This window comes from Plantactinospora sp. KLBMP9567, assembly GCF_033446045.1.
GTDB lineage: Bacteria > Actinomycetota > Actinomycetes > Mycobacteriales > Micromonosporaceae > Plantactinospora.
Genome location: NZ_JAWQRR010000016.1, coordinates 173,821 through 197,288 on the forward strand (window position 1 = coordinate 173,821; position 23,468 = coordinate 197,288).

The following is a 23,468-nucleotide window of genomic DNA, read 5'->3' on the forward strand; positions in this document are numbered from 1 at the left end:
CGGCTCGACTCAGCCCACGTCCCAGACCGGTTCCGGGGTCTCGACCACGTCACCGTCGCCCCGGAAGAGCAGGAACCGGTCGAACGACCGGGTGAACCAGCGGTCGTGGGTGACCGCCAGCACCGTCCCCTCGAACGCCCGCAACCCGGCGTCCAGGGCCTCGGCCGAGGCCAGGTCCAGGTTGTCGGTCGGCTCGTCCAGCAGCAGCAGGGTCGCGCCGGAGAGTTCCAGCAGCAGCACCAGGAACCGGGCCTGCTGCCCACCGGAAAGCGTGCCGAACCGCTGGTCGCCCTGGCCGGCCAGCTCGTACCTGTTCAGCGCCTTCATCGCGGTGTGCCGGTCCATCCCGGCCCGGTGGTCGTCGCCCCGCCACAGCACCTCGACCAGGGTCTTGTCGAGCAGCTCCGGCCGGTCGTGGGTCTGGGAGAAGTGGCCCGGCCTGACCCGGGCACCCAACCGGGCCACCCCGCCGTGCCGGACCGGGGCCAGGGCCAGGCCACCGTCGACCGGGCCGTTGGCCGGGTCCGGATCGGTGCCGCCCCGGGCGAGCAGGCGGAGGAAGTGCGATTTACCCGTCCCGTTGGCGCCGAGCACGGCGACCCGGTCGCCGTACCAGACCTCCAGGTCGAACGGGAAGGTGAGGTCGTCCAGCTCGACCTGCTGGCAGACGACCGCCCGCTTGCCGGTACGCCCGCCGGTCAGCTTCATCCGGATGTCCTGGTCCTTCGGCGGTACGGGTGGTGGCCCCGCCTCCTCGAACTTGCGCAGCCGAGTCTGCGCCGCCTGGTAGCGGGACGCCATCCCGTCGTTGTACGCCGCCTTCTGCTTGTACATCAGCATCAGCTCGCGCAGCTTCTGGTGCTCCTCATCCCAGCGGCGACGCTGCTCCTCCAGCCGGTCGTGCCGGGCGAGGCGGGCCTCGTGCCAGCTGCCGAAGCCGCCCGGGTGCACCCAGGCGCTGCCGCCCTCCACCGCGACCACCCGGTCGGCGGTATGGGCCAGCAGTTCCCGGTCGTGCGACACGTAGAGCACCGACTTCGCCGACTCCCGCAGCCGCCCCTCCAGCCAGCGCTTGCCCGGCACGTCCAGGAAGTTGTCCGGCTCGTCGAGCAGCAGCACCTCGTCGATGCCGCGCAGCAGCAACTCCAGGGCGAACCGCTTCTGCTGCCCGCCGGAGAGGGTGCGTACCGGTCGGCTGCGCGTCTTCTCCCAGGGCAGCTCCAGCACGATCGTGGAGACGGTGTCGAAGAGCACCTCGGCGTCGTAGCCCCCGGCCTCGCCCCAGGCGGTCAGCGCTTCCGCGTACGCAAGTTGGGCCTTGCCGGCGGCACTGCTGAACTTGCCGCGCACCTCGGCGTCGTACAGCGCCACCTCGGCCACCGCCAGCCGCTCCCCCGCCGCGCGCAGCTCTGGCGGCGAGAGCGAGAGTACGAGGTCGTGCAGCGTCGACTCGTCGCCGATCATGCCGATGAACTGGCGCATCACGCCCAGCCCGCCGGAGCGGGCGATAGCTCCGGTCCGGGTGGGCAGGTCGCCGGCCACCATCTTCAGCAGGGTGGTCTTGCCTGCGCCGTTCGGCCCGACCAGGGCGACCTTGGCGCCCTCGCCGACCCGGAACGAGACGTCGGCGACCAACTGCCGGCCATCCGGCAGGATGTGCCCGACTCCGGCGACGTCCACGTAACCCACGTCGGCATCCTGCCCCAACCACCCCTTCCGACGACACCGGGTTTCACCCGCGTGACACCGGGTCCCGGGCGGAATGCCGGGTTCCGGGGCCAGCCCGAAAGTGGACGGGAGACCGAGTTTCCGGGGCCAGCCTGAAAGAGGACAGGAGGCGGAGTTTCCGGCGGCCACTCGGAAACAGAGCAGGTGCGCCGGCCAGCGCCAGGGAACCGTTTCGGCGCAGGCCGCGACGACCGGCGCGGGGCGGTCAGCGGGTGACGCGGAGCACCCGGTAACCCTTCTGGCTGGCGTGACGCTCGACCTGCCAGCCGGCCTCGACGAGCCAGCGCTGGAGGGAGTCACCGCCGAGATGCCGGGCCACCACCAGCCATGCCACGCCGCCCGGCGCCAACCTGGGCAGCCAGCGCCGCAGCATGCCGTGCAACTCCTCCTTGCCGACCCGGATCGGCGGGTTCGACCACAGTTGCGCGAAGGTGAGGTCCTCCGGCACCTCGTCCGGCGCGGCGACGCGTACCCGGTCGGCCAGGCCGAGCCGCTCGGCGTTCTCGCCGGTGAGTTCGCGGGCCCGGCCGTTGACGTCGACCGCCCAGACGGTGGCCGCGCTCGCCCGGGTGGCGAGTACGCAGGTGATCGGCCCGTAACCGCAGCCCAGGTCGAGCAGTGCTCCGCCGGTCTCCGGCCCGGGCAGCTCGGCCTTGCGCAGCAGTACGGCGGTGCCGGGATCCAGCCGGTCGGCGGAGAAGACCCCGGCCGAGGAGGTCAGCGAGTAGTCGTACCCCTCGACGGAGAACGCCACCGTACGCCGGTCGGCGCTGGTCGCGGGCTCGGTGCTGAAATAGTGGTCGCCGGTCACGCCACGCATTCTCGCCTACCGGCCGGGCGCTCTCGTCAGTGGCCGTACTCCGGGCCCTGCCCGGCTTCCGGGCAAATGCCCACTCTCTCACCAACTGAGACTCATCCACGACGGCGCGCCGATCCGCATTTCCGTTACCCTGTGCGACATGGTTTATGGGCGTGGACCTCGACCGGGCGGTGGACCGCCACGGTCTCGACGAGATCCCGCCGATCAGCCTTCGGACGATGCGGATTCGGCGGCCGGTCCGCCGCCAGGCCGAGCCGGCCGGCGCCGGTCCGGAGCCGAGCGGTCCGACGGGTTACCGGCGGCGGCCCGCTTCGGTCCGTCCACTCCAGAGCCCCCTGCACCGGGCTCCTCCCACGGCTGGCCGGGCGACGGGCCGGGTCGACCGGCAGACCGTCCAGGTCGGCCGGTGACGGCTCCGGGCCGCTCCATCGACACCTCCGGCCGATTCCCCGAGGGGCCGGGCCGGCACGCGGACGGACCAGCCAACCGGCACGCGGACGGACCAACCGGCCGGTACGCCGACGGGCCGGCCGGCCGGTACCCGGAGGCGTCGCCCGGCCGTGCGCCGGACGGCCCGGGGCGCTCCGCGGAGTCCCCCGGTCGGTCCCGTCGTGCCCGGCACGGCGCTCCCGAGCCCGACCGCACCGGGCCGGGTGCCGGCTATCCGCCGCCGGGCAAGCCGGTCCCCGACCCACTCGGACCCCCCGGCGGCCAGACCCGCGACCGGTTGCCCTCGAATCGTCCCGGCCAGGATCGTCTGCCTCCGGGCGGCCCGATCCGCGGCGCGGGTGGCGGACGCCATCTGACCGCCCCCGAGGACGGACCTCCCGGTGGTGGCCGGCCGGTCCCAGGCGGTCGGTCCGTCACCGGTGACCGTCCCGGCCCTCGTGACCGGATGGCCTCCGGCGGCCGGCCGGTTCCCAGCGCCCGGATGCCCGCCGACGAGCTGCCCGCCGACGAGGGCGGGCCGGGTCCGGGCGGCCGATCGCCGCGGGCGGGAGGCGGCGTTCCCGTCGGGCCGGCTCCGTCCGGCGCCGAATCGTTCGGGCCGCCCCGCACCGCCTCCGGCCCGGTCGCGCCCGGGAGCGCCGATTCGCGGGAGCGTGCCACCGGCGGTCGACGTCGGGCCCAGCCCGAGCGCGCCTCCGGGGTGGGCGACCCGTACCACCCGGGCCCCGGGGAGGGTCCGCTCGCCGGGCCGCCGCCTGCTCCGGTGCCACGACAGCGACGCCCTCCCTCGGCCGACCAGGAGCCGCTCCGGCCCGGCCTTTCGGACCCTGTCGGGCCGTCCGCCGGACGCCGCAGGCCGGCCGACGGCCCGGCCGAGCACCGCGGTGACCGGGGCGGGCCGGTCCGACCTCCGCTGGACCGCGCCATGCCGCCCCGGCCAGGCCTGGAGAACCCGGGCGTACGACGGCCGGGCGGGCCGGCTGCCGCCGAACCTCCCCCCGCAGGCCGGCCCGGCGCCCGCGGCTCCGCCCGCTCGGGTCCGGCGTCCGGTGCTGCGCCGACGGGGGCACCACGACCCCGACCGGGAGATCCTGGGGCGGATGGTGTCATCCGGCCCGGCCCCGAACCGGGTAGGCCGGCGCCGGCCGGTCCACCGCCCCCGCGCCGGTCCCGGACCGCCGGAAACCCGCCGGGCTCACCCGCCGGGCCGCGCACCGGCCCGCCGCACGACCGGACCCCGGGCTCACCCGCGGGTCCCCGCTCGGGGTCACCGGGGGCGGCGCCGCTGGACCGTGGCCCCGGCTCACCCGCCGGGCCACGCTCCGCACCGGACGGCGTACCGCGATCACCCGCCGGACCACGCGGCAGGCCAGCCGGCGCCGCACCGCTGGACCGGGGCCCAGGCGCACGCCCCGGCCCCGCACCGGACGGCGTACCACGATCACCCGCCGGCCCGCGGTCCGGTCCGCCGCACGATCGGGCCCCGGGTTCACCCGCCGGCCCGCGGTCCGGGCCACCCGGCGGTGGTCGGTCGGGGCCGCCGGCACAGGGTGCACGTACCGGGCCCGCCGGTGGTGCCTCCCCGGCCCGCACGCCGGGCCCCGAGAGGGCACCCAAGTCAGCCGTTACCGCGCCGACCGCGCCCGCCCCGGCAACCACCACCTCGGCCAAGCCCGCCGCCGGCTCGGCCCTCGCCACCGTGCGGTCGACCTCCGGCAACGCGGGCGCACCACTGCGCAGTTCCAAGCGGACCTGGCAGTTGATCATTGGCTCGCTCGGCGTACTGCTCCTGCTCGGTATCTGCGGGCTCAGCTCCTACTTCTTCATGGTCGACGACCCCGTCGGTCGGGACTCCCGGGCGGCTGACGGCACCGGTGCCGGCGCCGCGCCCCGGGACATCAGCTCCCGCGCCGCCGATCCGGCCCCGCTGACCGTCAAGGAGCTCTTCCCGGACGGCAAGGAGGTACTGGTCGACCCCGAGCAGTCACCGTACGAGCTGCTGAAGACCCAGGCGGCGGAGGACTGCAGTCTTGCCGCCGACGGCCAGATCGCCACCGTGCTGGCCGAGGCCGGGTGCAGCCAGTTCGTCCGCGGCACGGTACGCTCCCCCACCGGCCTGTACGTCGCGACCGCCGGCATCGTCAACCTGGCGGACGAGGCGGGGGCGACCTCGGCGCGCGAGAAGATAAAGCCGATCGTGGACGGCCGGAAGGGGCGATTCCTGGGCCTCGCCGCCGGACGCGGCACCGAGGCCGTCACGGCCGCCTCGGCCCAGGCTGGCTGGCACGTCCGTGGCCACTTCCTGATCTACTGCGTCGTGGCCAAGAGCGACGGCAAGACCATCGGCGACGAGGACCTGTTCGCCCGGCAGATCCTCTCCGACATGATCGAGGTGTACCTGCGCGGCAAGGTGCTCGACCAGCGGACCATCGCCCCGTCCGGGCCGGCGAGCCCGGCGGGGTCCGACTGAGCACCGGCCCGGAGGCGCGACACCGCCGGGCCTGCCGGCCGGGTTCAGGCCGAGGCGGTGAGCCGGAGCCGACGGGTACGCAGCGCGCGGCTGGCGTACTCGGCGGGGTCCTCGGGATAGCCGACCGCGACCAGGGTCAGCCCGTGCGGCGGCGCCACGCTCACCTCGCTGGCCCGCTCCCGCCGCCCGAGCAGACCACCCGGCCAGTCGACGGGGCGCCGCCCGTCCCCGGCCACCAGCATCGCCCCGACCAGACTGCGGACCATCGACTGGCAGAACGCGTCGGCCTGCACGGTGGCCACCAGCAGGCCGTCCGGATCCCGCCGCCAGTCCAGTCGGGTCAGTTCCCGCACCGTCGTGGCGTTCTCCTTGCGCCGGCAGTACGCCGCGAAGTCGTGCTCGCCGACCAGCCCGGCGGCGGCCTCGTTCAGCGCCGCCAGGTCGAGCGGGCGGGGCCAGGCGAGGACCTCGTGCCGGCGCAGCGGCTCGGCGCCGTACGGCGCGTCGGTGACCCGGTATTCGTAGCGCCGGAAGGTGGCCGAGAACCGGGCGTCGAACTCGGCCGGTACCTCGGTCACGGCGCGAACCCGCATGTCGGGCGGGAGTACTCCGGCGAGCCGGCGCAGCAGCGTCTCCGCCCCCTGCCGCCACACCCCGCTGGGCAGGTCGAGGTGACAGACCTGCCCGCTGGCATGCACACCGGCGTCGGTCCGCCCCGCCACGGTCAGCCCACTGACCCGATCCGGCCCGATAATCCTGGTCAGCGCCGCAACCAGCACCCCGGCGACGGTACGCCGACCGGGCTGCGCCGCCCAGCCGGAGAAGTCGCCGCCGTCGTAGGCGACGTCCAGGCGTACCCGGGTCCGCCGCTCCTCATCCACCTCGTGCTCCACGACCAGCTCCAGATATGCCGCAGCCCGACACCCCTGCGGGGATGCCGGGCCCGGCGTCGTTCGTCGGTGTTACTTGGTGTCGGCCTCGTCGGTGTCCTCCCGAGCCGCCCCGGTGTCGCCGGAGCGCGACTCCGGCGCCTCGGCGTCCTGGTCGTCCTCGCCGGACGAGGAACGCGGGGTCTCCTCGTCCGGGGCGAGCGCCTCGACCTTGTCCTGCTGCGCCGCCTTGCGGGCGGCGGTCTTCTTCGCCGGTGCCGCCGGAGCCTCGACCAGCTCCTCGACCAGCTCGATGATGGCCATCGGCGCGTTGTCGCCCTTGCGCGGGACGGTCTTCACGATCCGGGTGTAGCCACCGGGACGGTTGGCGAACCGGGGAGCGATCTGGTCGAACAGGGTGAAGACCACGTCCTTGTCCCGTACGACGGTCAGCACCCGTCGGCGGGACGCCAGGTCGCCCCGCTTGGCCTTGGTGATGAGCTGCTCCGCGAGCGGGCGGAGCCGCTTGGCCTTGGTCTGGGTGGTCGTGATGCGGCCGTGCTGGAACAGCGCGGTGGCCAGGTTGGCCAGGATCATCCGCTCGTGCGCGGGGCTACCGCCGAGGCGGGGGCCCTTGGTGGGCGTGGGCATTCTTGGTGCTCCTCAATAGTGGGTGGCCGGATCTCCAGTGGGTGGCCGGATCTCCGGCTAGCCCCGGACTAAAGCTGCTCGGTCTCGCGGTAGTCGTCGGTGTCGTAGTCGGCCTCGCCGAAGGAGTCGACGACGTGCGCCGGGTCGAAGTTGGGCGCGGAGTCCTTCAGCCCGAGCCCCATGCCGGCGAGCTTCATCTTGACCTCGTCGATCGACTTCTGCCCGAAGTTCCGGATGTCGAGCAGATCGGCCTCGGTACGCCCGATCAGCTCGCCAACCGTGTTGATGCCCTCGCGCTTGAGGCAGTTGTAGGAGCGGACGGTGAGGTCCAGCTCCTCGATCGGCAGCGCCAGGTCGGCGGCGAGCTGCGCGTCCTGCGGCGACGGGCCGATGTCGATGCCCTCGGCGCTCTCGTCCAGCTCCCGGGCCAGCCCGAAGAGCTCGACCAGGGTGGAGCCGGCGGAGGCCAGCGCGGTCCGCGGCCCGATCGAGGCCTTGGTCTCGACGTCGATGATCAGCCGGTCGAAGTCGGTACGCTGCTCGACCCGGGTCGCCTCGACGCGGTACGTCACCTTCAGCACCGGCGAGTAGATCGAGTCGACCGGGATCCGGCCGATCTCGGCGCCGGCCTGCTTGTTCTGCGCGGCGGTGACGTAGCCACGACCCCGCTCGACGGTCAGCTCCATGTCGAGCCGGCCCTTGCCGTTCAGGGTGGCGAGCTTGAGGTCGGCGTTGTGCACGGAGACACCGGCCGGAGGCTGGATGTCACCGGCGGTGACGTCGCCGGGGCCCTGCTTGCGCAGGTACATGCTGACCGGCTCGTCGTGGTCGGAGCTGACGCAGAGCTCCTTCACGTTCATGACGAGCTCGACCACGTCCTCCTTGACGCCCGGGATGGTGGTGAACTCGTGCAGCACACCGTCGACCTTGATCGAGGTGACCGCCGCGCCCGGGATGGAGGAGAGCAGGGTCCGGCGGAGGGAGTTGCCCAGGGTGTACCCGAAGCCCGGCTCGAGCGGCTCGATGGTGAACCGGGACCGGGTCTCGCTGATCGACTCCTCGGTGAGGGTCGGCCGCTGGGTGATGAGCATGTTGTTTCCTTTTCGTTCGGGGCACCCGCTATTTGATGCCCAAACTGATGTCCGGCGCTCCGCGCCGGCTCCGGCGGCGAGGCCGGGAGCCGGGCGCGGAGACACCCGGAACCGCTACTTCGAGTAGAGCTCGACGATCAGCTGCTCCTGGACCTGGGTGTCGATGACGCCCCGGGCCGGAAGCGAGTGGATCAGCACCTTCATCTGGCTGGGGATCGCCTCCAGCCAGGCCGGCACCGCCTTCGAGCCGGCCTCGGCCTGCGCCACGATGAACGGCGTCAGCTCCTTGGACTTGGCTCGGACCTCGACGATGTCGTGCTCCTTCACCCGATACGACGGGATGTCGACCTTGCGGCCGTTCACCGTCAGGTGGCCGTGCTTGACGAGCTGCCGCGCGTGGTCGCGCGACTTCGCCAGGCCAGCCCGGTAGACCACGTTGTCGAGACGCGACTCCAGGATCTGCAGGAGGATCTCGCCGGTCTTGCCCTTCTTGGCGACGGCCTCCTCGTAGTACCCCCGGAACTGCTTCTCCAGCACGCCGTACACCCGGCGGGCCTTCTGCTTCTCACGAAGCTGGAGCAGGTATTCCGTCTCCTTGGTACGGCCCCGGCCGTGCTGCCCGGGCGGGAACGGCCGGGACTCGAACGGGCACTTCGGGCCATCGCACTTGCTGCCCTTGAGGAACAGCTTCATCTTCTCCCGACGGCAACGGCGGCAGTCGGCACCGGTGTAACGAGCCATGTTCTTCGTCTACCTCTCAGACCCGACGACGCTTCGGCGGACGGCACCCGTTGTGCGGCTGCGGGGTGACATCGGCGATCTGGCCGACCTCCAGCCCGACGGCCTGCAGCGAACGGATGGCGGTTTCCCGGCCGGAGCCGGGGCCCTTGACGAACACGTCGACCTTGCGCATGCCGTGCTCCATGGCCCGACGCGCGGCGGCCTCGGCGGCCAGCTGCGCGGCGAACGGAGTCGACTTGCGAGAACCCTTGAAGCCCACCTGGCCGGCGGAGGCCCAGGAGATGACGGCACCGGTCGGGTCCGTGATGGAGACGATGGTGTTGTTGAACGTGCTCTTGATGTGCGCCTGCCCGTGGGCGACGTTCTTGCGTTCCTTGCGCCGGACCTTCTTGACGGCGGCCCCGGCGCGAGCCTTCGGTGGCATAAGTCTGTGCGCTCCTAGTTGACTTTCCGGTACAGGTTGGAGTCCGGCCTACTTCGGCGGACGTCGACCCGAATTCCGGAGGACTCTCCGGTACGGATGGCAGTCCGGCCTGGCTCGGCAGACGCCGACCCGGATTCCGGTTGACTTCTCCGGCGCGGGTGGGAGTCCGGCCTGGCTCGGCGGGCGCCGACCCGGATTCCGGTTCAGCTCTACTTCTTGCCGGGCTTCTTCTTGCCGGCGACGGTCCGCTTCGGGCCCTTCCGGGTCCGGGCGTTGGTACGGGTCCGCTGACCACGGACGGGCAGACCCCGGCGGTGCCGGATGCCCGCGTAGCAGCCGATCTCGACCTTGCGGCGGATGTCAGCGGCGACCTCGCGGCGCAGGTCGCCTTCTACCTTGTAGTTGGCCTCGATGTGGTTCCGGAGCTGGACCAGCTCCTCGTCCGTGAGGTCCTTGGCGCGCTTGTCGGGGGAGATACCGGTGGCGGCGAGCGTCTCGACCGCGCGGGTCCGACCGACCCCGAAAATGTAGGTGAGCGCAATCTCCAGCCGCTTCTCGCGGGGAAGATCAACGCCGGCTAGCCGTGCCATGTGCGGGCGTACTCCTCAAAATCTTCGCGGAGGTCTGTACCCGCCCCACCCCGCCTGCCCATAACCTGCGGGCCCCGGCCTCCGACCGGGGGTCGGCCACGACTGCGCTATCGCTGGGCGATCTCGCGGCTCGCGGCTGGGACGAGCTTGTGTTGTTGTACCGGATCTGCGGTCGGAACTCACCGTCGACGCCGCCGGCTCGTCACCGGTCGGCGGTCGCGGATCAGCCCTGGCGCTGCTTGTGGCGCGGGTCGGTGCAGATGACCATGACCCGGCCGTGCCGGCGGATCACCCGGCACTTGTTGCAGATCCTCTTGACGCTCGGCTTGACCTTCACGGTTGCCTTACTTTCCCATCTGTGCCCGGCAGCGCGCTGACGCCGTCGAGTCTTGAGGACGGACACGGACACCCGGCCGTCGTCAGGCAGTTCACGAGGTCCGGACCGGCAACCGGCCCGGCGACGTTCACTTGTAGCGGTAGACGATGCGCCCTCGGGTCAGGTCGTACGGCGAAAGTTCGACGACGACCCGGTCCTCGGGCAGGATGCGGATGTAGTGCTGCCGCATCTTGCCGCTGATGTGAGCCAGCACCTTGTGGCCGTTGGCGAGTTCCACCCGGAACATGGCGTTCGGGAGTGGCTCGATCACTCGGCCCTCGATCTCGATGGCTCCGTCTTTTTTCGGCATGTCCTCCGCTGTCCTGACGTCGGTTACTCCGGACGGCTCACAACGCCTTTCCCGGACGGAGAACATCCGAGCCAGCCGCGGCTCCGGGACCCACCGAAGCGCTGGTGGGCATGCCGGAGTGGACGCTGTGCGCCGATCAGCCAGTGTACGCGCGCCCGCACGCCAGCGCCAACCCGGGACCCTGGGGGTCGCCGGATCGGACGAAGGCGACTATATCAGGCGGGTTCCTCCTGACCGGCCTGCTCGTCCCGCCGGCGTTTCCGCTCCTCCACCCGGGCCCGCTTCTCGATCTTCGCCCGTTCCTTCGCCGCCTGCTTCGCCGCCTGCTTGGCGGCCCACCGCTGCGGCTCCCCCTTCGCCAGCCCCGTGACGGTACCGACCAGCAGCAGCGCGCCGAGCGGCCCGGCGACCCAGCCCGGCCAGAAGTAGAGGAAGTCGGTCGCCAGCACCGAGGTGACCGCCCAGATGGCGACGACGACGCCGACCAGGCCGAAGTAGCCGTCCCAGGTGTCGGCCAGCCAAGCCCGGGTGGCGCCCGGATAGCGGCCGTCGGGTCCGGGGCGGAGCACCGGCCGCTTCGGGTCACCGATCGGCACCAACTGGGCCTGGTCGACCGGCACCGTACCCGGCAGGTCGGTGAGGAGCCCGTCGAGGTCCCCGTAAGTCTTCGCGGCGTACGCCCGCTGGAGCCGGTCGTCGTACTCGCCCAGGTCGAGGCGGCCCTCGTTCAGGGCCCGCAGGAGCTGGTCGGCCACGGCCGCTCGGTCGGAGTCCGCAGCACGCATCTCGTCCCGCCGGTCCATGACTACGAGGATGCCACTGCGGGTCCAGCCCCGCCTACCCGTGCGGACCGGAGGCGGCCGTCAGCCGGCGGAGGACCTGGCCGGTTCCCGGGCGGTGACCAGGTCGCCGAGCCGGGCCCGGCCGCCGTCCGGCGCGGTCAGCACCCAGACACCGTCCTCCAGCAACGCCATCGTGTGCTCGACGTGGGCCGCGATCGACCCGTCGCGGCTGATCACCGTCCAGCCGTCGTCCAGCTCCACCGTCCGGGGGGACCCCATGGTCACCATCGGCTCGATCGCCAGCGCCATCCCCGGCACCAGCCGGGGGCCACGCCCGGGCCGGCCGTGGTTGAGCACGTGCGGGTCCTGGTGCATCTCGGTGCCGATGCCGTGCCCGCCGTACCCCTCGACGATGCCGTACCGGCCGGCGGCCCGGACCGCGCGCTCGACCGCGTACGAGATGTCGGTCAGCCGGCCGCGACCGCTGAGCATGCCGCGCGCCGCGGCCCGGATCCCCGCCCACATCGCGTCCTCGGCGGCCTCGGCCATCCGGAGCAGTTCGGGGCGGACCTCGCCGACCCCGACCGTGATCGCGGCGTCGCCGTGCCAGCCGTCGAGGATGGCACCGCAGTCGATCGAGATCAGGTCGCCGTCCCGGAGCACCTGGGTCGGCGCCGGGATGGCGTGCACGATCTGCTCGTTGACCGAGGAGCAGATCGACGCCGGATAGCCGTGGTAGCCCTTGAACGAGGGCGTGCCGCCGGCCTCCCGGATCACCGACTCGGCGATCGCGTCGAGGTCGGCGGTGGAGACGCCGGGGGCCACCGCCGCACGCATCCGCTCCAGGGCCGCCGCGACGACGAGCCCGGCGGCGCGCATCAGCTCGATCTGCTCCGGGGTCTTCAGCTGGATGTCCAGCTGGGGACGGCGCATGGTGCCCAGCCTATCCGCCGTACGACCGGAGGGCGTCGATAGCCCGGACGGTGACGTCCTCCACCGGCCCGGTGGCGTCGATGCCGACGAGCTTGCCCTGCGCGCCGTAGTAGTCGATCAGCGGCGCGGTCTTGCTGGCGTACTCGCGCAGCCGCTCGGCGATCGTCTCGGCCTTGTCGTCGTCGCGCTGGAACAGCTCCCCGCCGCAGCGGTCACAGAGCCCCTCGACCGAGGAGGGGTCGAACTCGATGTGCCAGACCTTGCCACAGCCCCGGCAGGTACGCCGGCCGGAGAGCCGCCGGATGACCTCGTCGTCGTCGACCACCAGCTCCATCACCAGGTCGAGCGCGGTGCCGAGATCGGCCAACAGCTTGTCCAGCGCGGCGGCCTGCGGAGTGGTCCGCGGGAAACCGTCGAGCAGGAATCCCTCGGCCGCGTCCGGTTCGGCGAGCCGATCCCGGACCATGTTGATGGTCACCTCGTCCGGCACCAGCTTGCCGGCATCCATGTAGCGCTTCGCCTCGACACCGAGTGGGGTGCCCTGCGACACGTTGGCCCGGAAGATGTCCCCCGTCGAGATCTTGGGCACGGCGAGGTGGGCGGCGATGAACTCGGCCTGGGTCCCCTTGCCCGCCCCGGGGGGACCGACCAGAACGAGTCGCATCTACCGCAGGAACCCTTCGTAGTTCCGCTGCATGAGCTGGCTCTCGATCTGCTTCACGGTCTCCAGCCCGACGCCGACCATGATCAGCACCGCGGTGCCGCCGAACGGGAAGTTCTGGAACTGCTGGTTGTCCAGCCAGATGAAGAAGAAGTTCGGCAGGATCGAGATCAAACCCAGGTAGAGCGCACCGGGAAGGGTGATCCGGCTCAGGATGAAGTCGAGGTAGTCGGCGGTCGGCTTGCCGGGCCGGATGCCCGGGACGAACCCGCCGTACTTCTTCATGTTGTCCGCGACCTCGGTCGGGTTGAACGTGATCGAGACGTAGAAGTACGTGAAGAAGATGATCAGCAGGAAGTACACGCTGATGTAGGTCGGGCTGTCCGGCTGCACGAGGTGGTTCTGCACCCAGGTCTGCCAGCCGTTGAGGTTGTTCTGGTCGAAGAACTGGAGCAGCAACGACGGCAGGTAGAGCAGCGACGAGCCGAAGATGACCGGGATGACACCCGCCTGGTTGACCTTCAGCGGGATGTAGGTGGAGGTGCCGCCGTACATCCGCCGGCCGATCATGCGCTTGGCGTACTGCACCGGGATCCGGCGCTGCGCCTGCTCGATGAAGACGACCGCGGTGATGACCACCAGGACCAGGACCAGGACCAGGCCGAACATCCCCCAGCCCTTGTTGTTCTTGATGGTCCAGCCCTCGCTGGGCAGCCGGGCGGCGATCGAGGTGAAGATCAGCACCGACATGCCGTTGCCGACGCCCCGGTCGGTGATCAGCTCGCCGAGCCACATCACCACACCGGTGCCGGCGGTCATCGTGATCACCAGGACGGTCACGGTCAGCCAGGTCGGCAGGCCGGTGCCCTCCGGGATGATCGGGAACTCCTGGCACAGCCCGTTGAAGAGCTGGCCGGATCGGGCCAGCGCCACGAACGCCGAGGCCTGCAGGATGCCCAGGCCGAGGGTGAGGTAACGGGTGTACTGCGTGATCTTCGCCTGACCGGCCTGGCCCTCCTTGCGGAGCTGCTCCAACCGCGGGATGACCACGGTGAGCAGCTGCAGGATGATCGAGGCGGTGATGTAGGGCATGATGCCCAGCGCGAAGACCGACAGCGAGAGCAGCGCGCCGCCGGAGAAAAGGTTGAGCAGGTTGAAGACGCCGTTGCCCTCGCCCTCCTCCATGGTCCGGATGCACTGCTGCACGTTGCCGTAGGAGACGCCCGGGCTGGGCAGCGTCGCGCCGAGCCGGTAGACCGCGATGATGCCTACTGTGAACAGCAGCTTCTTGCGCAGGTCAGGCGTGCGGAACGCACTGAGAAAGGCGGAGAGCAACTTCTTCCTCCTGCGCGAGGCGGCCGCCGCTGGTGCGTGGCGGGACGGGGTGGTTGTCGGGCGATCGACCCGATACCCATAGCTGGGATCGGACTCTAACAGTCCGGCGCGCTTCCGGGCAGATCCACCCCGGAGAGCATTCACCGCTTCCGATATTAACGGGGCGAATGTCCCGCTAGTAGGCCGTGGCGCCCGCCAGTTGCCGGAACTGGGCGAGCGCCTCGACCACGACGTCCTACAGCTCCGTCACCGAGCCGCCGGCAGCGGTGATCTTCTCCTTGGCCGACGCGCTGAACGCGTGCGCCGACACCTGGAGGGCGACCCCGCCCAGCTCCCCGGTACCGAGAACCTTCACCGGCTGCCCCTTGCGGACGGCGCCGGCCTGGACCAGCTCCTGCGGACCGACCTGGCCGCCCTCCGGGAACAACTCGGCGAGCCGGTCCAGGTTGACCACCTGGAACACGACCTTGAACTTGTTCTTGAAGCCCTTCAGTTTCGGCAGCCGCATGTGGATGGGCATCTGCCCACCCTCGAAGGCCGCCGAGATGTTCTTCCGGGCCTTGGAACCCTTGGTACCGCGACCGGCGGTCTTCCCCTTCGAACCCTCACCGCGACCCACCCGGGTCTTCTCGGTCTTGGCTCCGGGGGCCGGGCGCAGGTGATGGACCTTGATCGTCATTACTCGACCTCCTCGACCTTCACGAGGTGGCTCACGGTGAAGATCATGCCCCGAATCTCGGGACGGTCCTCCTTGACCACCACGTCGTTGATCCGCTTGAGACCGAGCGACCGCAGCGACTCGCGCTGGTTGTGCTTGGTCCCGATGCCGGACCGGACCTGGGTCACCTTCAGGCGTGCCATCAGGCCGTCACCCCCGCCTGGGCCGCCAGCATGGCGGCCGGGGCGACGTCCTCGACCGGCAGGCCCCGACGCTTCGCGACCGCCTCCGGCGACTCCAGCCCCTTCAGGGCCGCCACCGTGGCGTGCACGATGTTGATCGGGTTGGACGAGCCGAGGCTCTTGGAGAGCACGTCGTGGATGCCCGCGCACTCCAGCACGGCCCGGACCGGCCCACCGGCGATGACGCCCGTACCGGCGCTGGCCGGCTTGAGCAGCACCACACCGGCGGCGTCCTCACCGGTCACCGGGTGCGGGATCGAGGCACCGATCCGCGGCACCTTGAAGAAGTGCTTCTTGGCCTCCTCGACGCCCTTGGCGATCGCCGCGGGCACCTCCTTGGCCTTTCCGTAGCCCACACCGACCGTGCCGTCGCCGTCGCCCACGATCACCAGGGCGGTGAAGCTGAAGCGACGACCGCCCTTCACGACCTTGGCAACCCGGTTGATGGCGACGACCCGCTCAAGGTGCGGCGTCTTCTCGGCGGGCGCGTTTCCGCGACCGCCCTCACGGCGGTTGTCGCGGCGACCACCCTCGTTGCCACCGGACCCGCCGCCACGGCGCTGTTGACCTGGCATCAGCAGCCTTCCTCTCTCCTCGTGACGGGGTTAGAACTCGAGCCCGGCTTCGCGGGCCGCGTCGGCCAGCGCGGCGATCCGCCCCGCGTACTGGTTGCCACCGCGGTCGAAGACGACCTTGGAGATCCCGGCCGCCTTGGCCCGCTCGGCGATGAGCCCGCCGACCTTGCCGGCCAGGGCGCTCTTGTCGCCCTCGGCGCCCCGGATCGAGTCGTCCATGGTCGAGGCGTAGACCAGCGTGTGGCCCTTGCCGTCGTCCACGATCTGCGCGGTGATGTGCCGCAGCGAGCGGGTGACCACGAGACGCGGCCGCTCGGCGGTGCCGACGACGGTCTTGCGGACCCGGAAGTGCCGACGCGCCCGCCCGATGGCGCGCTTGGCGGCGACCCCGCGGCGACGCTTGAGCAGTGTGGCGGTCACTTCTTACCTGCCTTTCTCCCAGCCTCGCGGCCGGCGGATGCCCTCGCCCTGCCGTTGGCGGTCACTTCTTGCCCGCCTTTCCGGCCTTACGACGGATGACCTCGCCCTGGTACTTGACGCCCTTGCCCTTGTACGGCTCCGGCGGACGGATCTTCCGGATGTTGGCGGCAACCTCGCCGACCTGCTGCTTGTCGATGCCGGCCACGTGGAACAGGGTGGGCCGCTCGACCGTGAAGGTGATCCCGGCCGGAGCCTTCACCTGCACCGGGTGCGAGAACCCGAGCGCGAACTCCAGGTCGCTGCCCTTGGCGGTGACCCGGTAACCGGTACCGGCGATCTCCAGGGTCTTGCGGTAGCCCTCGGTCACCCCGGTGATCATGTTCGCCACCAGCGTACGGCTCAGGCCGTGCAGCTCCTTGGCCTTGCGCTCGTCGTTCGGCCGGTTGACGTGCAGCTGGCCGTCCTCGCCCCGCTCCGCCGTGATCGGCTCGGCCAGGTTGTGCGACAGCTCGCCCTTCGGCCCCTTGACCTTGACGGTCGAGCCGTCGATGGTCACCTCGACGCCGGACGGCACCGGGATCGACTTACGTCCAATACGCGACATTTCTCTCTGTCTCCCGTTACCAGACGAAGGCGAGGACTTCCCCGCCAACGCTCCGCTTGCGGGCCTGCCGGTCGGTCAGCAGCCCCTGGGACGTCGAAATGATCGCCACGCCCAGTCCACCGAGCACCCGCGGGAGCCCGTCCGACTTGGCGTACACCCGGAGGCCGGGCTTGGACACGCGCTTGATGCCGGCCAGGCTCCGCTCCCGGTTCTGGCCGTACTTAAGCTCGACGACCAGTCGCTTGCCGACGACGCCCTCCTCGGGCTCCTCGACGGCCCAGGTGGCGATGTAGCCCTCGGACTTGAGGACCTCGGCGATGTTCGCCTTGATCTTCGAGTAGGGCATCGTCACCCGGTCGTGGTACGCCTGGTTGGCGTTACGCAGACGCGTCAGCATGTCTGCGATCGGGTCGGTCATCGTCATGGATCTCGTCAGCCTTTCTCGCCGGGGTTCCCGGGGCAGTGGCCCGGGCCTACGGCGTTGCGATCCTCGCCCCGGATATCGGTCGGGACGTGGCTGGGCCCAAAGCGGGCGGCGTCACGGTGCTCGCTCCGCCACCCACGGATGGGGCGCAGTGTCACCAGGAAGCCTTCGACACGCCGGGCAGCTCACCGCGGTGGGCCATCTCCCGAATGCAGACCCGGCAGAGGCCGAACTTGCGGTAGACCGCCTTCGGCCGCCCGCAACGCTGGCAGCGGGTGTACGCGCGAACCGAGAATTTCGGCTTCGCGGCGGCCTTGAGGATCAGCGCCTTCTTCGCCATCTCAGTTCTCCTTGAACGGGAAGCCCAGGAGCTTGAGCAGCGCCCGGCCCTCGTCGTCGGTCTTGGCGGTGGTCACCACCGTGATGTCCATGCCCCGTACGCGGTCGATCCGGTCCTGATCGATCTCGTGGAACACCGACTGCTCGGTCAGGCCGAACGTGTAGTTGCCGTGCCCGTCGAGCTTGCGCCCGTCCAGACCACGGAAGTCCCGGATCCGGGGCAGCGCGATCGAGAGCAGCCGGTCCAGGAACTCCCACATCCGGTCGCCCCGCAGGGTCACCTTGGCGCCGATCGGCATGCCCTCGCGGAGCTTGAACTGCGCGATGGACTTGCGGGCCCGGCGGACCTGCGGCTTCTGGCCGGAGATGGTGGCCAGGTCGCGTACGGCGCCGTCGATCAGCTTCGCGTCCCGGGCAGCCTCGCCGACGCCCATGTTGACGACGATCTTGACCAGGCCGGGCACCTGCATCGGGTTGCCGTACTGGAACTGCTCGCGGAGCTGGCCCACGATCTCTTCGCGGTACCGCTGCTTGAGCCGGGGCAGCGTCTTGGTCTCGGTTGCCGTCATCACAGGTCCTTACCGGTGCTACGCGCGATGCGGACCTTCTGGCCACCCTCGTCGATCCGGTACCCGACCCGCGTCGGGTTGCCGTCGGAGTCCAGGACCATCACGTTCGAGACGTGGATCGCGGCCTCCTGCGTGACGATGCCGCCGGTCTTCGCACCGCGCTGGGTGGTGCGGATGCGGGTGTGCTTCTTGACCCGGTTCACGCCCTCGACCAGGACCTTGTCCTGCCGCGGGTAGGCCGCGATGACCTTGCCCTTGGCACCCTTGTCCTTGCCGGCGATGACGATGACCGTGTCGCCTTTCTTGACCTTCATGCCCGCACCTCCCTCCGGTCGGCGCGTGCCTGAAGGTCGCACCGCCTGAGCTTGCTGGTTCCCTCGCTGCGCTCGGTCACGGTTACAACACCTCCGGCGCGAGCGAGATGATCTTCATGAACCGCTTGTCCCGCAGCTCACGGCCTACCGGGCCAAAGATACGGGTACCGCGCGGGTCGCCACCATCCTTGATGATCACGGCCGCGTTCTCGTCGAATCGGATGTACGAGCCGTCCGGCCGCCGCTTCTCCTTCGCGGTGCGGACGACGACGGCCTTGACGACGTCGCCCTTCTTCACACCGGCACCGGGGATGGCGTCCTTGACCGTGGCCACGATGACGTCGCCGATGCTCGCGTAGCGCCGACCGGAGCCACCGAGCACCCGGATGCACAGGATCTCCCGGGCACCCGTGTTGTCGGCGACGCGCAGTCGCGACTCCTGCTGAATCACGTCTATCTCCTATGTCTGCCAGTTCTCAGCCGGCGGTGGATCCGGCCTGCCTTCGTCGACCGAAGTCCCGTGCCGGCTGAGCTTGGCGGAACCCTGAGCCTGCGGTACGGCTCTTACTTGGCCTTCTCGAGGATCTCCACGACCCGCCACCGCTTGGTGGCGGACAGCGGACGGGTCTCCATGAGCAGCACCCGGTCGCCCACGCCGCACGCGTTCTGCTCGTCGTGCGCCTTCAGCTTGCTGGTGCGGCGCATGACCTTGCCGTACAGCGCGTGCTTGACCCGGTCCTCGACCTCGACGACCACGGTCTTCTCCATCTTGTCGCTGACCACGAGGCCCTCGCGGACCTTGCGCTGGGCCCGCGCCTTGGCAGTGGTGGTCTCTTCGCTCATGACTTCCCCTCGCTTCGCTCGGTGAAGTCACGAGGCTCCACCGCACTGAGCCTGATGATTCGCTCGCTGCGCTCGCTCATGATGCAGTCACCTCAGTCGGCGCGGCCGAAAGCCCAAGCTCACGCTCACGCATGATCGTGTAGATCCGCGCGATCTCCCGGCGGATGACCTGGAGCCGGCGGTTGTTGTCCAGCTGACCGGTCGCCGACTGGACGCGGAGGTTGAACAGCTCCGCCTTGGCCTCCCGGAGCCGGCTGACCAGCTCCTCCTCGGAGAGCTCACGCAGCTCGCCGGCTTTGACGCCCGCGGCCATCAGCTTTCACCCACTTCACGCGTCACAATGCGGCACTTCATCGGGAGCTTGTGGATCGCGCGGCGCATCGCCTCTCGCGCGATCTGCTCGTTGGGGAAGGACATCTCGAAGAGCACCCGCCCCGGCTTGATGTTGGCCACCCACCACTCGGGCGAACCCTTACCGGAACCCATCCGGGTTTCGGCCGGCTTCTTGGTCAGGGCCTGGTCCGGGAAGACCGTGATCCAGACCTTGCCACCGCGCTTGATGTGCCGGGTCATCGCGATACGCGCCGCTTCGATCTGCCGGTTGGTCAGGTACGCGGACTCGAGCGCCTGGATTCCGAACTCGCCGAACACCACCCGGGTGCCACCCTTCGCCGCGCCATGGCGGTCGGGGTGGTGCGGCTTGCGGAAGCCCTTCGGGGGCTTGCGCGGCATCAGCATCTGTCAGCCCTCCTGCGCTGAGCTGTCCGTTCCGGCGGAACCCGCCGGAGTCGCCGCGGCGGTAGCCGGCGCGGCGCTGTCGTTCGTCGCCTCGGCGGGCGTACCGGAGATCTCCGCGGCCGCCGCCCGGCCCGCCTCGGTACCGCCGGCGGTGGTGCCGGAGGAGCCGGAGCGGCCACGACGCGGCCGGTCGGGACGGTCGCCCCGCTCACGGCGCGGACGTGCCGGACCCGTCTCGGCCGGGGCCTCCCGACCGGGTACGGCGTCGCCCTTGTAGATCCAGACCTTCACGCCGATCCGGCCGAAGGTGGTCCGGGCCTCGAAGAAGCCGTACTCGATGTTGGCCCGCAGCGTGTGCAGCGGCACCCGACCCTCGCGGTAGAACTCGGTACGGCTCATCTCGGCGCCGCCGAGCCGGCCGGAGACCTGCACCCGGATGCCCCGCACGATCGGGTTCTTCATCGCGGACTGCATGGCCTTACGCATCGCCCGCCGGAAGCTGACCCGGCTGGAGAGCTGCTCGGCCACGCCCTGCGCGACGAGCTGCGCGTCCGACTCCGGGCTCTTCACCTCGAGGATGTTGAGCTGTACCTGCTTGCCGGTCAGCTTCTCCAGCTCGCCACGGATCCGGTCGGCCTCCGCACCCTTGCGGCCGATGACGATGCCCGGCCGGGCGGTGTGGATGTCGACCCGGACCCGGTCCCGGGTCCGCTCGATGTCGACCTTGGAGATACCGGCCCGCTCCAGGCCCTTGGACATCATCCGCCGGATCTTGACGTCCTCGGCGATGTAGTCCTTGTAGAGCTTGTCCGCGTACCAGCGGGACTTCCAGTCGGTCGAGATGCCGAGCCGGAACCCGTGCGGGTGAACCTTCTGACCCATTACTCGGCACCCTCCGTCTTGCTCTGCGTCTCCGCTGCCTCGGTCGTCGGCTCGGCCTCGGCCGGCGCGGTCGCCTTGGCCGGAGCGGCCTTCTTCGCCGCGCCCCGGCCGCCCGGCGCCGCCGGCGCGACGGCCTCCACCACGATGGTGATGTGGCAGGTCCGCTTGCGGATCCGGTACGCCCGGCCCTGCGCCCGCGGCTGGAAGCGCTTCATCGTCGGGCCCTCGTCCACGAACGCCTCGCTGACGAGCAGCGCGTCGGGGTCCAGCCGCTCGTTGTTCTCCGCGTTGGCGATCGCGCTCGCGAGCACCTTGTAAACCTGCTCACTCGCCGCCTGCGGCGCGAACTGCAGCACCGTGAGCGCCTCCTTCGCGGGCAGACCGCGGACGAGGTTGACCACCCGGCGCGCCTTGGTCGGCGAGATGCGCACGTGTCGCGCAACCGCCCGCGCGCCCGGAAGCACCGGAGCGTCGCCCTTTACTGGCATCGCTGAAACCCCTTGATCCTTTATCCGTGGTCGGCGCTCAGCGCCGGCGGCTCTTCCGGTCGTCCTTCTCGTGACCCTTGAACGTGCGGGTCAGCGCAAACTCACCGAGCTTGTGCCCGACCATCGCCTCGGTGATGAACACCGGGACGTGCTTGCGCCCGTCATGCACGGCGATCGTGTGCCCGAGCATGTCCGGGATGATCGTCGAACGGCGCGACCAGGTCTTGATGACGTTCTTCGAGCCCTTCTCGTTCTGCGTCTCCACCTTCTTGAGCAGGTGGTCGTCGATGAACGGGCCCTTCTTCAGGCTGCGAGGCATGTCTACCTATCTCCCTTAGCCGCGCTTACGGGTGGCGTAGCGGCGGCGGACGATGAGGCGGTCGCTCGCCTTGCCCTTCTGCCGGGTACGACCCTCGGGCTTACCCTGCGGGTTAACCGGGTGACGACCACCGGAGGTCTTACCCTCACCACCACCGTGCGGGTGGTCGACCGGGTTCATCGCCACACCACGGACGGTCGGGCGGCGGCCCTTCCAGCGCATCCGGCCGGCCTTGCCCCAGTTGATGTTTGACTGGTCGGCGTTGCCGATCTCGCCGATGGTGGCCCGGCAGCGTACGTCCACCCGCCGGATCTCGCCGGAGGGCATCCGCAGCGTGGCGTACGCCCCCTCCCGGCCCAGCAGTTGGATGCCGACGCCGGCCGAGCGGGCCAGCTTGGCGCCACCGCCGGGACGCAGTTCCACCCCGTGGATCGTGGAACCGACCGGGATGTTGCGCAGCGGCAGGTTGTTGCCCGGCTTGATGTCGGCGCCCGGACCGGACTCGACCCGGTCGCCCTGCTTCAGGTCCTTCGGCGCGATGATGTACCGCTTCTCGCCGTCGGCGTAGTGCAGCAGCGCGATCCGCGCGGTGCGGTTCGGGTCGTACTCGATGTGCGCGACCTTCGCCGGCACGCCGTCCTTGTCGACCCGCTTGAAGTCGATCAGACGGTACTGCCGCTTGTGCCCACCACCGTGGTGCCGCGTGGTGATCCGGCCGTGGGCGTTACGCCCGCCCTTCTTCGGCAGCGGCACCAGCAGCGACTTCTCCGGAGTCGACCGGGTGATCTCGGCGAAGTCGGCGACGCTGGAGCCACGCCGGCCCGGCGTCGTCGGCTTGTACTTACGGATAGCCATTGTCTATACCCCTCAGCTGACCGGGCCGCCGAAGGCCTCGATACGGTCACCGTCAGCCAGCTTCACCATCGCCCGCTTGGTGTTCTTGCGCTTGCCGTACCCGGTGCGGGTGCGCTTGCGCTTGCCCTCGCGGTTGAGCGTGTTCACCGTCAGGACGCGCACGTCGAAGATCTGCTGAATCGCGATCTTGATGGCGGTCTTGTTGGCGTCCGGGTGCACCAGGAAGGTGTACCAGTTCTTGTTCAGCTCGCTGTAGCTCTTCTCCGAGACGACCGGCGCGAAGATGATGTCCCGCGGGTCGGCGATGGTGCTCACTTGTCGCTCTCCTCACCCTGCGCCCCACCGCGGACACCCAGGAACTCGTCCAGGGCCTCCTTGGTGAAGACCACGTCGTCGGCCACCAGCACGTCGTACGTGTTGAGCTGGCCGGCCTCCAGCAGGTGCACCCGGGGCTCGTTGCGCAGCGAGAGCCAGTTCAGCTCGTCGGTGCTGCTGAGCACCACCAGCACCCGCTTGGCCTCGGTCGCCTTGCGCAGCGTGGCGAGGGCGCCCTTGGTCGACGGCTTGTCGCCGGTGACGAAGGTCTCGACCACGTGCACCTGGCCGCCGCGGGCCCGGTCCGAGAGGGCGCCCCGCAGTGCGGCCGCCTTCATCTTCTTCGGGGTCCGCTGGCTGTAGTCGCGCGGGACCGGCCCGTGCACGACGCCACCGCCGGCGAACTGCGGCGCGCGGATCGAGCCCTGCCGGGCCCGACCGGTGCCCTTCTGCTTGTACGGCTTCTTGCCGCCACCGGCGACCTCGCCCCGGGTCTTGGTCTTGTGCGTGCCCTGCCGCGCGGCGGCGAGCTGGGCGACCACGACCTGGTGCATCAGCGCGATGTTCGCCTGCACGTCGAAGACCTCGGCGGGCAGCTCGACGGAGCCGCTCGCGGTGCCCTCGGCGGTCAGCACGTCAACGGTGGTCACAG

Annotated in this window: 34 protein-coding genes; 1 reads left to right on the plus strand and 33 read right to left on the minus strand. The window is 70.4% G+C overall.

Annotated features, from left to right (window positions below; all coding sequences use genetic code 11):
• Positions 1 to 9 precede the first annotated feature (9 nt).
• Positions 10 to 1,689 (minus strand): ABC-F family ATP-binding cassette domain-containing protein, encoded by a 1,680-nt coding sequence (locus R6Y94_RS12235; protein WP_318395937.1) that lies wholly within the window; start codon positions 1,687 to 1,689, stop codon positions 10 to 12.
• 244 nt (positions 1,690 to 1,933) lie between these two features.
• Positions 1,934 to 2,539, minus strand: coding sequence for a class I SAM-dependent methyltransferase (locus tag R6Y94_RS12240; RefSeq protein ID WP_318395938.1), 606 nt, complete (start codon positions 2,537 to 2,539; stop codon positions 1,934 to 1,936).
• 2,158 nt (positions 2,540 to 4,697) lie between these two features.
• Between R6Y94_RS12240 and R6Y94_RS12245 the strand changes: the two genes are divergently transcribed.
• The gene (locus R6Y94_RS12245) at positions 4,698 to 5,468 is read left to right on the plus strand and encodes a hypothetical protein (RefSeq protein ID WP_318395939.1); all 771 of its coding nucleotides are present in this window, start codon (positions 4,698 to 4,700) and stop codon (positions 5,466 to 5,468) included.
• A gap of 44 nt (positions 5,469 to 5,512) precedes the next feature.
• Here the strand turns inward: R6Y94_RS12245 and truA are convergent, their stop codons facing one another.
• The 31 genes from truA to rplD form a co-directional block, all read right to left on the minus strand.
• Entirely contained in the window at positions 5,513 to 6,361 is an 849-nt protein-coding gene (truA, locus tag R6Y94_RS12250; protein WP_318395940.1) for a tRNA pseudouridine(38-40) synthase TruA, read from the minus strand.
• Positions 6,362 to 6,430: 69 nt separating this feature from the next.
• The gene (gene rplQ, locus R6Y94_RS12255) at positions 6,431 to 6,988 is read right to left on the minus strand and encodes a 50S ribosomal protein L17 (protein WP_318395941.1); all 558 of its coding nucleotides are present in this window, start codon (positions 6,986 to 6,988) and stop codon (positions 6,431 to 6,433) included.
• Between the two features lie 68 nt (positions 6,989 to 7,056).
• Entirely contained in the window at positions 7,057 to 8,079 is a 1,023-nt protein-coding gene (locus R6Y94_RS12260; RefSeq protein ID WP_101368124.1) for a DNA-directed RNA polymerase subunit alpha, read from the minus strand.
• A gap of 114 nt (positions 8,080 to 8,193) precedes the next feature.
• Positions 8,194 to 8,820, minus strand: a complete 627-nt coding sequence (gene rpsD, locus R6Y94_RS12265) for a 30S ribosomal protein S4 (RefSeq protein ID WP_318395942.1) — start codon at positions 8,818 to 8,820, stop codon at positions 8,194 to 8,196.
• Between the two features lie 16 nt (positions 8,821 to 8,836).
• Positions 8,837 to 9,244, minus strand: coding sequence for a 30S ribosomal protein S11 (rpsK, locus tag R6Y94_RS12270; RefSeq protein WP_030329919.1), 408 nt, complete (start codon positions 9,242 to 9,244; stop codon positions 8,837 to 8,839).
• A gap of 209 nt (positions 9,245 to 9,453) precedes the next feature.
• Positions 9,454 to 9,834, minus strand: a complete 381-nt coding sequence (rpsM, locus tag R6Y94_RS12275; protein WP_107260877.1) for a 30S ribosomal protein S13 — start codon at positions 9,832 to 9,834, stop codon at positions 9,454 to 9,456.
• A gap of 223 nt (positions 9,835 to 10,057) precedes the next feature.
• A complete protein-coding gene (gene rpmJ / locus R6Y94_RS12280; RefSeq protein ID WP_012184307.1) occupies positions 10,058 to 10,171 on the minus strand; it encodes a 50S ribosomal protein L36 in 114 nt (37 codons plus the stop codon).
• A gap of 127 nt (positions 10,172 to 10,298) precedes the next feature.
• On the minus strand, positions 10,299 to 10,520 hold the full coding sequence (infA, locus tag R6Y94_RS12285; protein WP_007073013.1) for a translation initiation factor IF-1: 222 nt from the start codon (positions 10,518 to 10,520) through the stop codon (positions 10,299 to 10,301).
• A 215-nt stretch (positions 10,521 to 10,735) separates the two neighbouring features.
• Positions 10,736 to 11,323, minus strand: a complete 588-nt coding sequence (locus R6Y94_RS12290; protein ID WP_318395943.1) for a DUF1707 domain-containing protein — start codon at positions 11,321 to 11,323, stop codon at positions 10,736 to 10,738.
• A 60-nt stretch (positions 11,324 to 11,383) separates the two neighbouring features.
• A complete protein-coding gene (gene map, locus R6Y94_RS12295) occupies positions 11,384 to 12,235 on the minus strand; it encodes a type I methionyl aminopeptidase (protein ID WP_318395944.1) in 852 nt (283 codons plus the stop codon).
• A 10-nt stretch (positions 12,236 to 12,245) separates the two neighbouring features.
• Positions 12,246 to 12,899, minus strand: a complete 654-nt coding sequence (locus R6Y94_RS12300) for an adenylate kinase (protein ID WP_318395945.1) — start codon at positions 12,897 to 12,899, stop codon at positions 12,246 to 12,248.
• Complete coding sequence (gene secY / locus R6Y94_RS12305) at positions 12,900 to 14,231, minus strand: preprotein translocase subunit SecY (protein WP_318395946.1); 1,332 nt, start codon at positions 14,229 to 14,231, stop codon at positions 12,900 to 12,902. It lies immediately after the preceding gene.
• Positions 14,232 to 14,466: 235 nt separating this feature from the next.
• Positions 14,467 to 14,910: a 50S ribosomal protein L15 gene (gene rplO, locus R6Y94_RS12310; protein WP_101368131.1), complete on the minus strand. Its 444-nt coding sequence runs from the start codon at positions 14,908 to 14,910 to the stop codon at positions 14,467 to 14,469.
• Positions 14,910 to 15,092: a 50S ribosomal protein L30 gene (gene rpmD, locus R6Y94_RS12315; RefSeq protein ID WP_013735939.1), complete on the minus strand. Its 183-nt coding sequence runs from the start codon at positions 15,090 to 15,092 to the stop codon at positions 14,910 to 14,912. The genes rplO and rpmD overlap by 1 nt, the downstream gene beginning before the upstream one ends.
• On the minus strand, positions 15,092 to 15,706 hold the full coding sequence (gene rpsE, locus R6Y94_RS12320; protein ID WP_101368132.1) for a 30S ribosomal protein S5: 615 nt from the start codon (positions 15,704 to 15,706) through the stop codon (positions 15,092 to 15,094). Before rpsE ends, rpmD begins: the two co-directional genes overlap by 1 nt.
• A 30-nt stretch (positions 15,707 to 15,736) precedes the next feature.
• On the minus strand, positions 15,737 to 16,114 hold the full coding sequence (rplR, locus tag R6Y94_RS12325; RefSeq protein WP_318396099.1) for a 50S ribosomal protein L18: 378 nt from the start codon (positions 16,112 to 16,114) through the stop codon (positions 15,737 to 15,739).
• A 73-nt stretch (positions 16,115 to 16,187) separates the two neighbouring features.
• The gene (gene rplF, locus R6Y94_RS12330) at positions 16,188 to 16,730 is read right to left on the minus strand and encodes a 50S ribosomal protein L6 (protein ID WP_318395947.1); all 543 of its coding nucleotides are present in this window, start codon (positions 16,728 to 16,730) and stop codon (positions 16,188 to 16,190) included.
• Positions 16,731 to 16,746: 16 nt separating this feature from the next.
• The gene (rpsH, locus tag R6Y94_RS12335) at positions 16,747 to 17,154 is read right to left on the minus strand and encodes a 30S ribosomal protein S8 (RefSeq protein WP_107260889.1); all 408 of its coding nucleotides are present in this window, start codon (positions 17,152 to 17,154) and stop codon (positions 16,747 to 16,749) included.
• Positions 17,155 to 17,308: 154 nt separating this feature from the next.
• Positions 17,309 to 17,494 (minus strand): type Z 30S ribosomal protein S14, encoded by a 186-nt coding sequence (locus tag R6Y94_RS12340; protein ID WP_007073023.1) that lies wholly within the window; start codon positions 17,492 to 17,494, stop codon positions 17,309 to 17,311.
• A 1-nt stretch (position 17,495) separates the two neighbouring features.
• On the minus strand, positions 17,496 to 18,065 hold the full coding sequence (gene rplE, locus R6Y94_RS12345; RefSeq protein ID WP_412102745.1) for a 50S ribosomal protein L5: 570 nt from the start codon (positions 18,063 to 18,065) through the stop codon (positions 17,496 to 17,498).
• Positions 18,062 to 18,376: a 50S ribosomal protein L24 gene (rplX, locus tag R6Y94_RS12350; RefSeq protein ID WP_278064264.1), complete on the minus strand. Its 315-nt coding sequence runs from the start codon at positions 18,374 to 18,376 to the stop codon at positions 18,062 to 18,064. The genes rplE and rplX overlap by 4 nt, the downstream gene beginning before the upstream one ends.
• An 82-nt stretch (positions 18,377 to 18,458) precedes the next feature.
• A complete protein-coding gene (rplN, locus tag R6Y94_RS12355; RefSeq protein WP_007073026.1) occupies positions 18,459 to 18,827 on the minus strand; it encodes a 50S ribosomal protein L14 in 369 nt (122 codons plus the stop codon).
• 113 nt (positions 18,828 to 18,940) lie between these two features.
• Positions 18,941 to 19,219, minus strand: coding sequence for a 30S ribosomal protein S17 (rpsQ, locus tag R6Y94_RS12360; RefSeq protein WP_318395949.1), 279 nt, complete (start codon positions 19,217 to 19,219; stop codon positions 18,941 to 18,943).
• A 76-nt stretch (positions 19,220 to 19,295) separates the two neighbouring features.
• Positions 19,296 to 19,532 carry a 50S ribosomal protein L29 gene (gene rpmC / locus R6Y94_RS12365; protein ID WP_101368138.1) on the minus strand — a complete coding sequence of 79 codons (237 nt, stop codon included), beginning with the start codon at positions 19,530 to 19,532 and terminating at the stop codon, positions 19,296 to 19,298.
• Positions 19,532 to 19,957 carry a 50S ribosomal protein L16 gene (rplP, locus tag R6Y94_RS12370; protein WP_192765393.1) on the minus strand — a complete coding sequence of 142 codons (426 nt, stop codon included), beginning with the start codon at positions 19,955 to 19,957 and terminating at the stop codon, positions 19,532 to 19,534. Before rplP ends, rpmC begins: the two co-directional genes overlap by 1 nt.
• Positions 19,958 to 19,960: 3 nt before the next feature.
• Positions 19,961 to 20,839 (minus strand): 30S ribosomal protein S3, encoded by an 879-nt coding sequence (gene rpsC / locus R6Y94_RS12375; RefSeq protein WP_318395950.1) that lies wholly within the window; start codon positions 20,837 to 20,839, stop codon positions 19,961 to 19,963.
• Positions 20,839 to 21,327, minus strand: a complete 489-nt coding sequence (gene rplV, locus R6Y94_RS12380; protein WP_318395951.1) for a 50S ribosomal protein L22 — start codon at positions 21,325 to 21,327, stop codon at positions 20,839 to 20,841. Before rplV ends, rpsC begins: the two co-directional genes overlap by 1 nt.
• 37 nt (positions 21,328 to 21,364) lie before the next feature.
• Positions 21,365 to 21,646: a 30S ribosomal protein S19 gene (rpsS, locus tag R6Y94_RS12385; protein ID WP_101368142.1), complete on the minus strand. Its 282-nt coding sequence runs from the start codon at positions 21,644 to 21,646 to the stop codon at positions 21,365 to 21,367.
• 15 nt (positions 21,647 to 21,661) lie between these two features.
• On the minus strand, positions 21,662 to 22,501 hold the full coding sequence (gene rplB / locus R6Y94_RS12390) for a 50S ribosomal protein L2 (RefSeq protein WP_203860669.1): 840 nt from the start codon (positions 22,499 to 22,501) through the stop codon (positions 21,662 to 21,664).
• Between the two features lie 12 nt (positions 22,502 to 22,513).
• Positions 22,514 to 22,816 (minus strand): 50S ribosomal protein L23, encoded by a 303-nt coding sequence (gene rplW / locus R6Y94_RS12395; RefSeq protein ID WP_101368144.1) that lies wholly within the window; start codon positions 22,814 to 22,816, stop codon positions 22,514 to 22,516.
• Positions 22,813 to 23,466, minus strand: a complete 654-nt coding sequence (rplD, locus tag R6Y94_RS12400; RefSeq protein WP_318395952.1) for a 50S ribosomal protein L4 — start codon at positions 23,464 to 23,466, stop codon at positions 22,813 to 22,815. Before rplD ends, rplW begins: the two co-directional genes overlap by 4 nt.
• Positions 23,467 to 23,468: the final 2 nt, after the last annotated feature.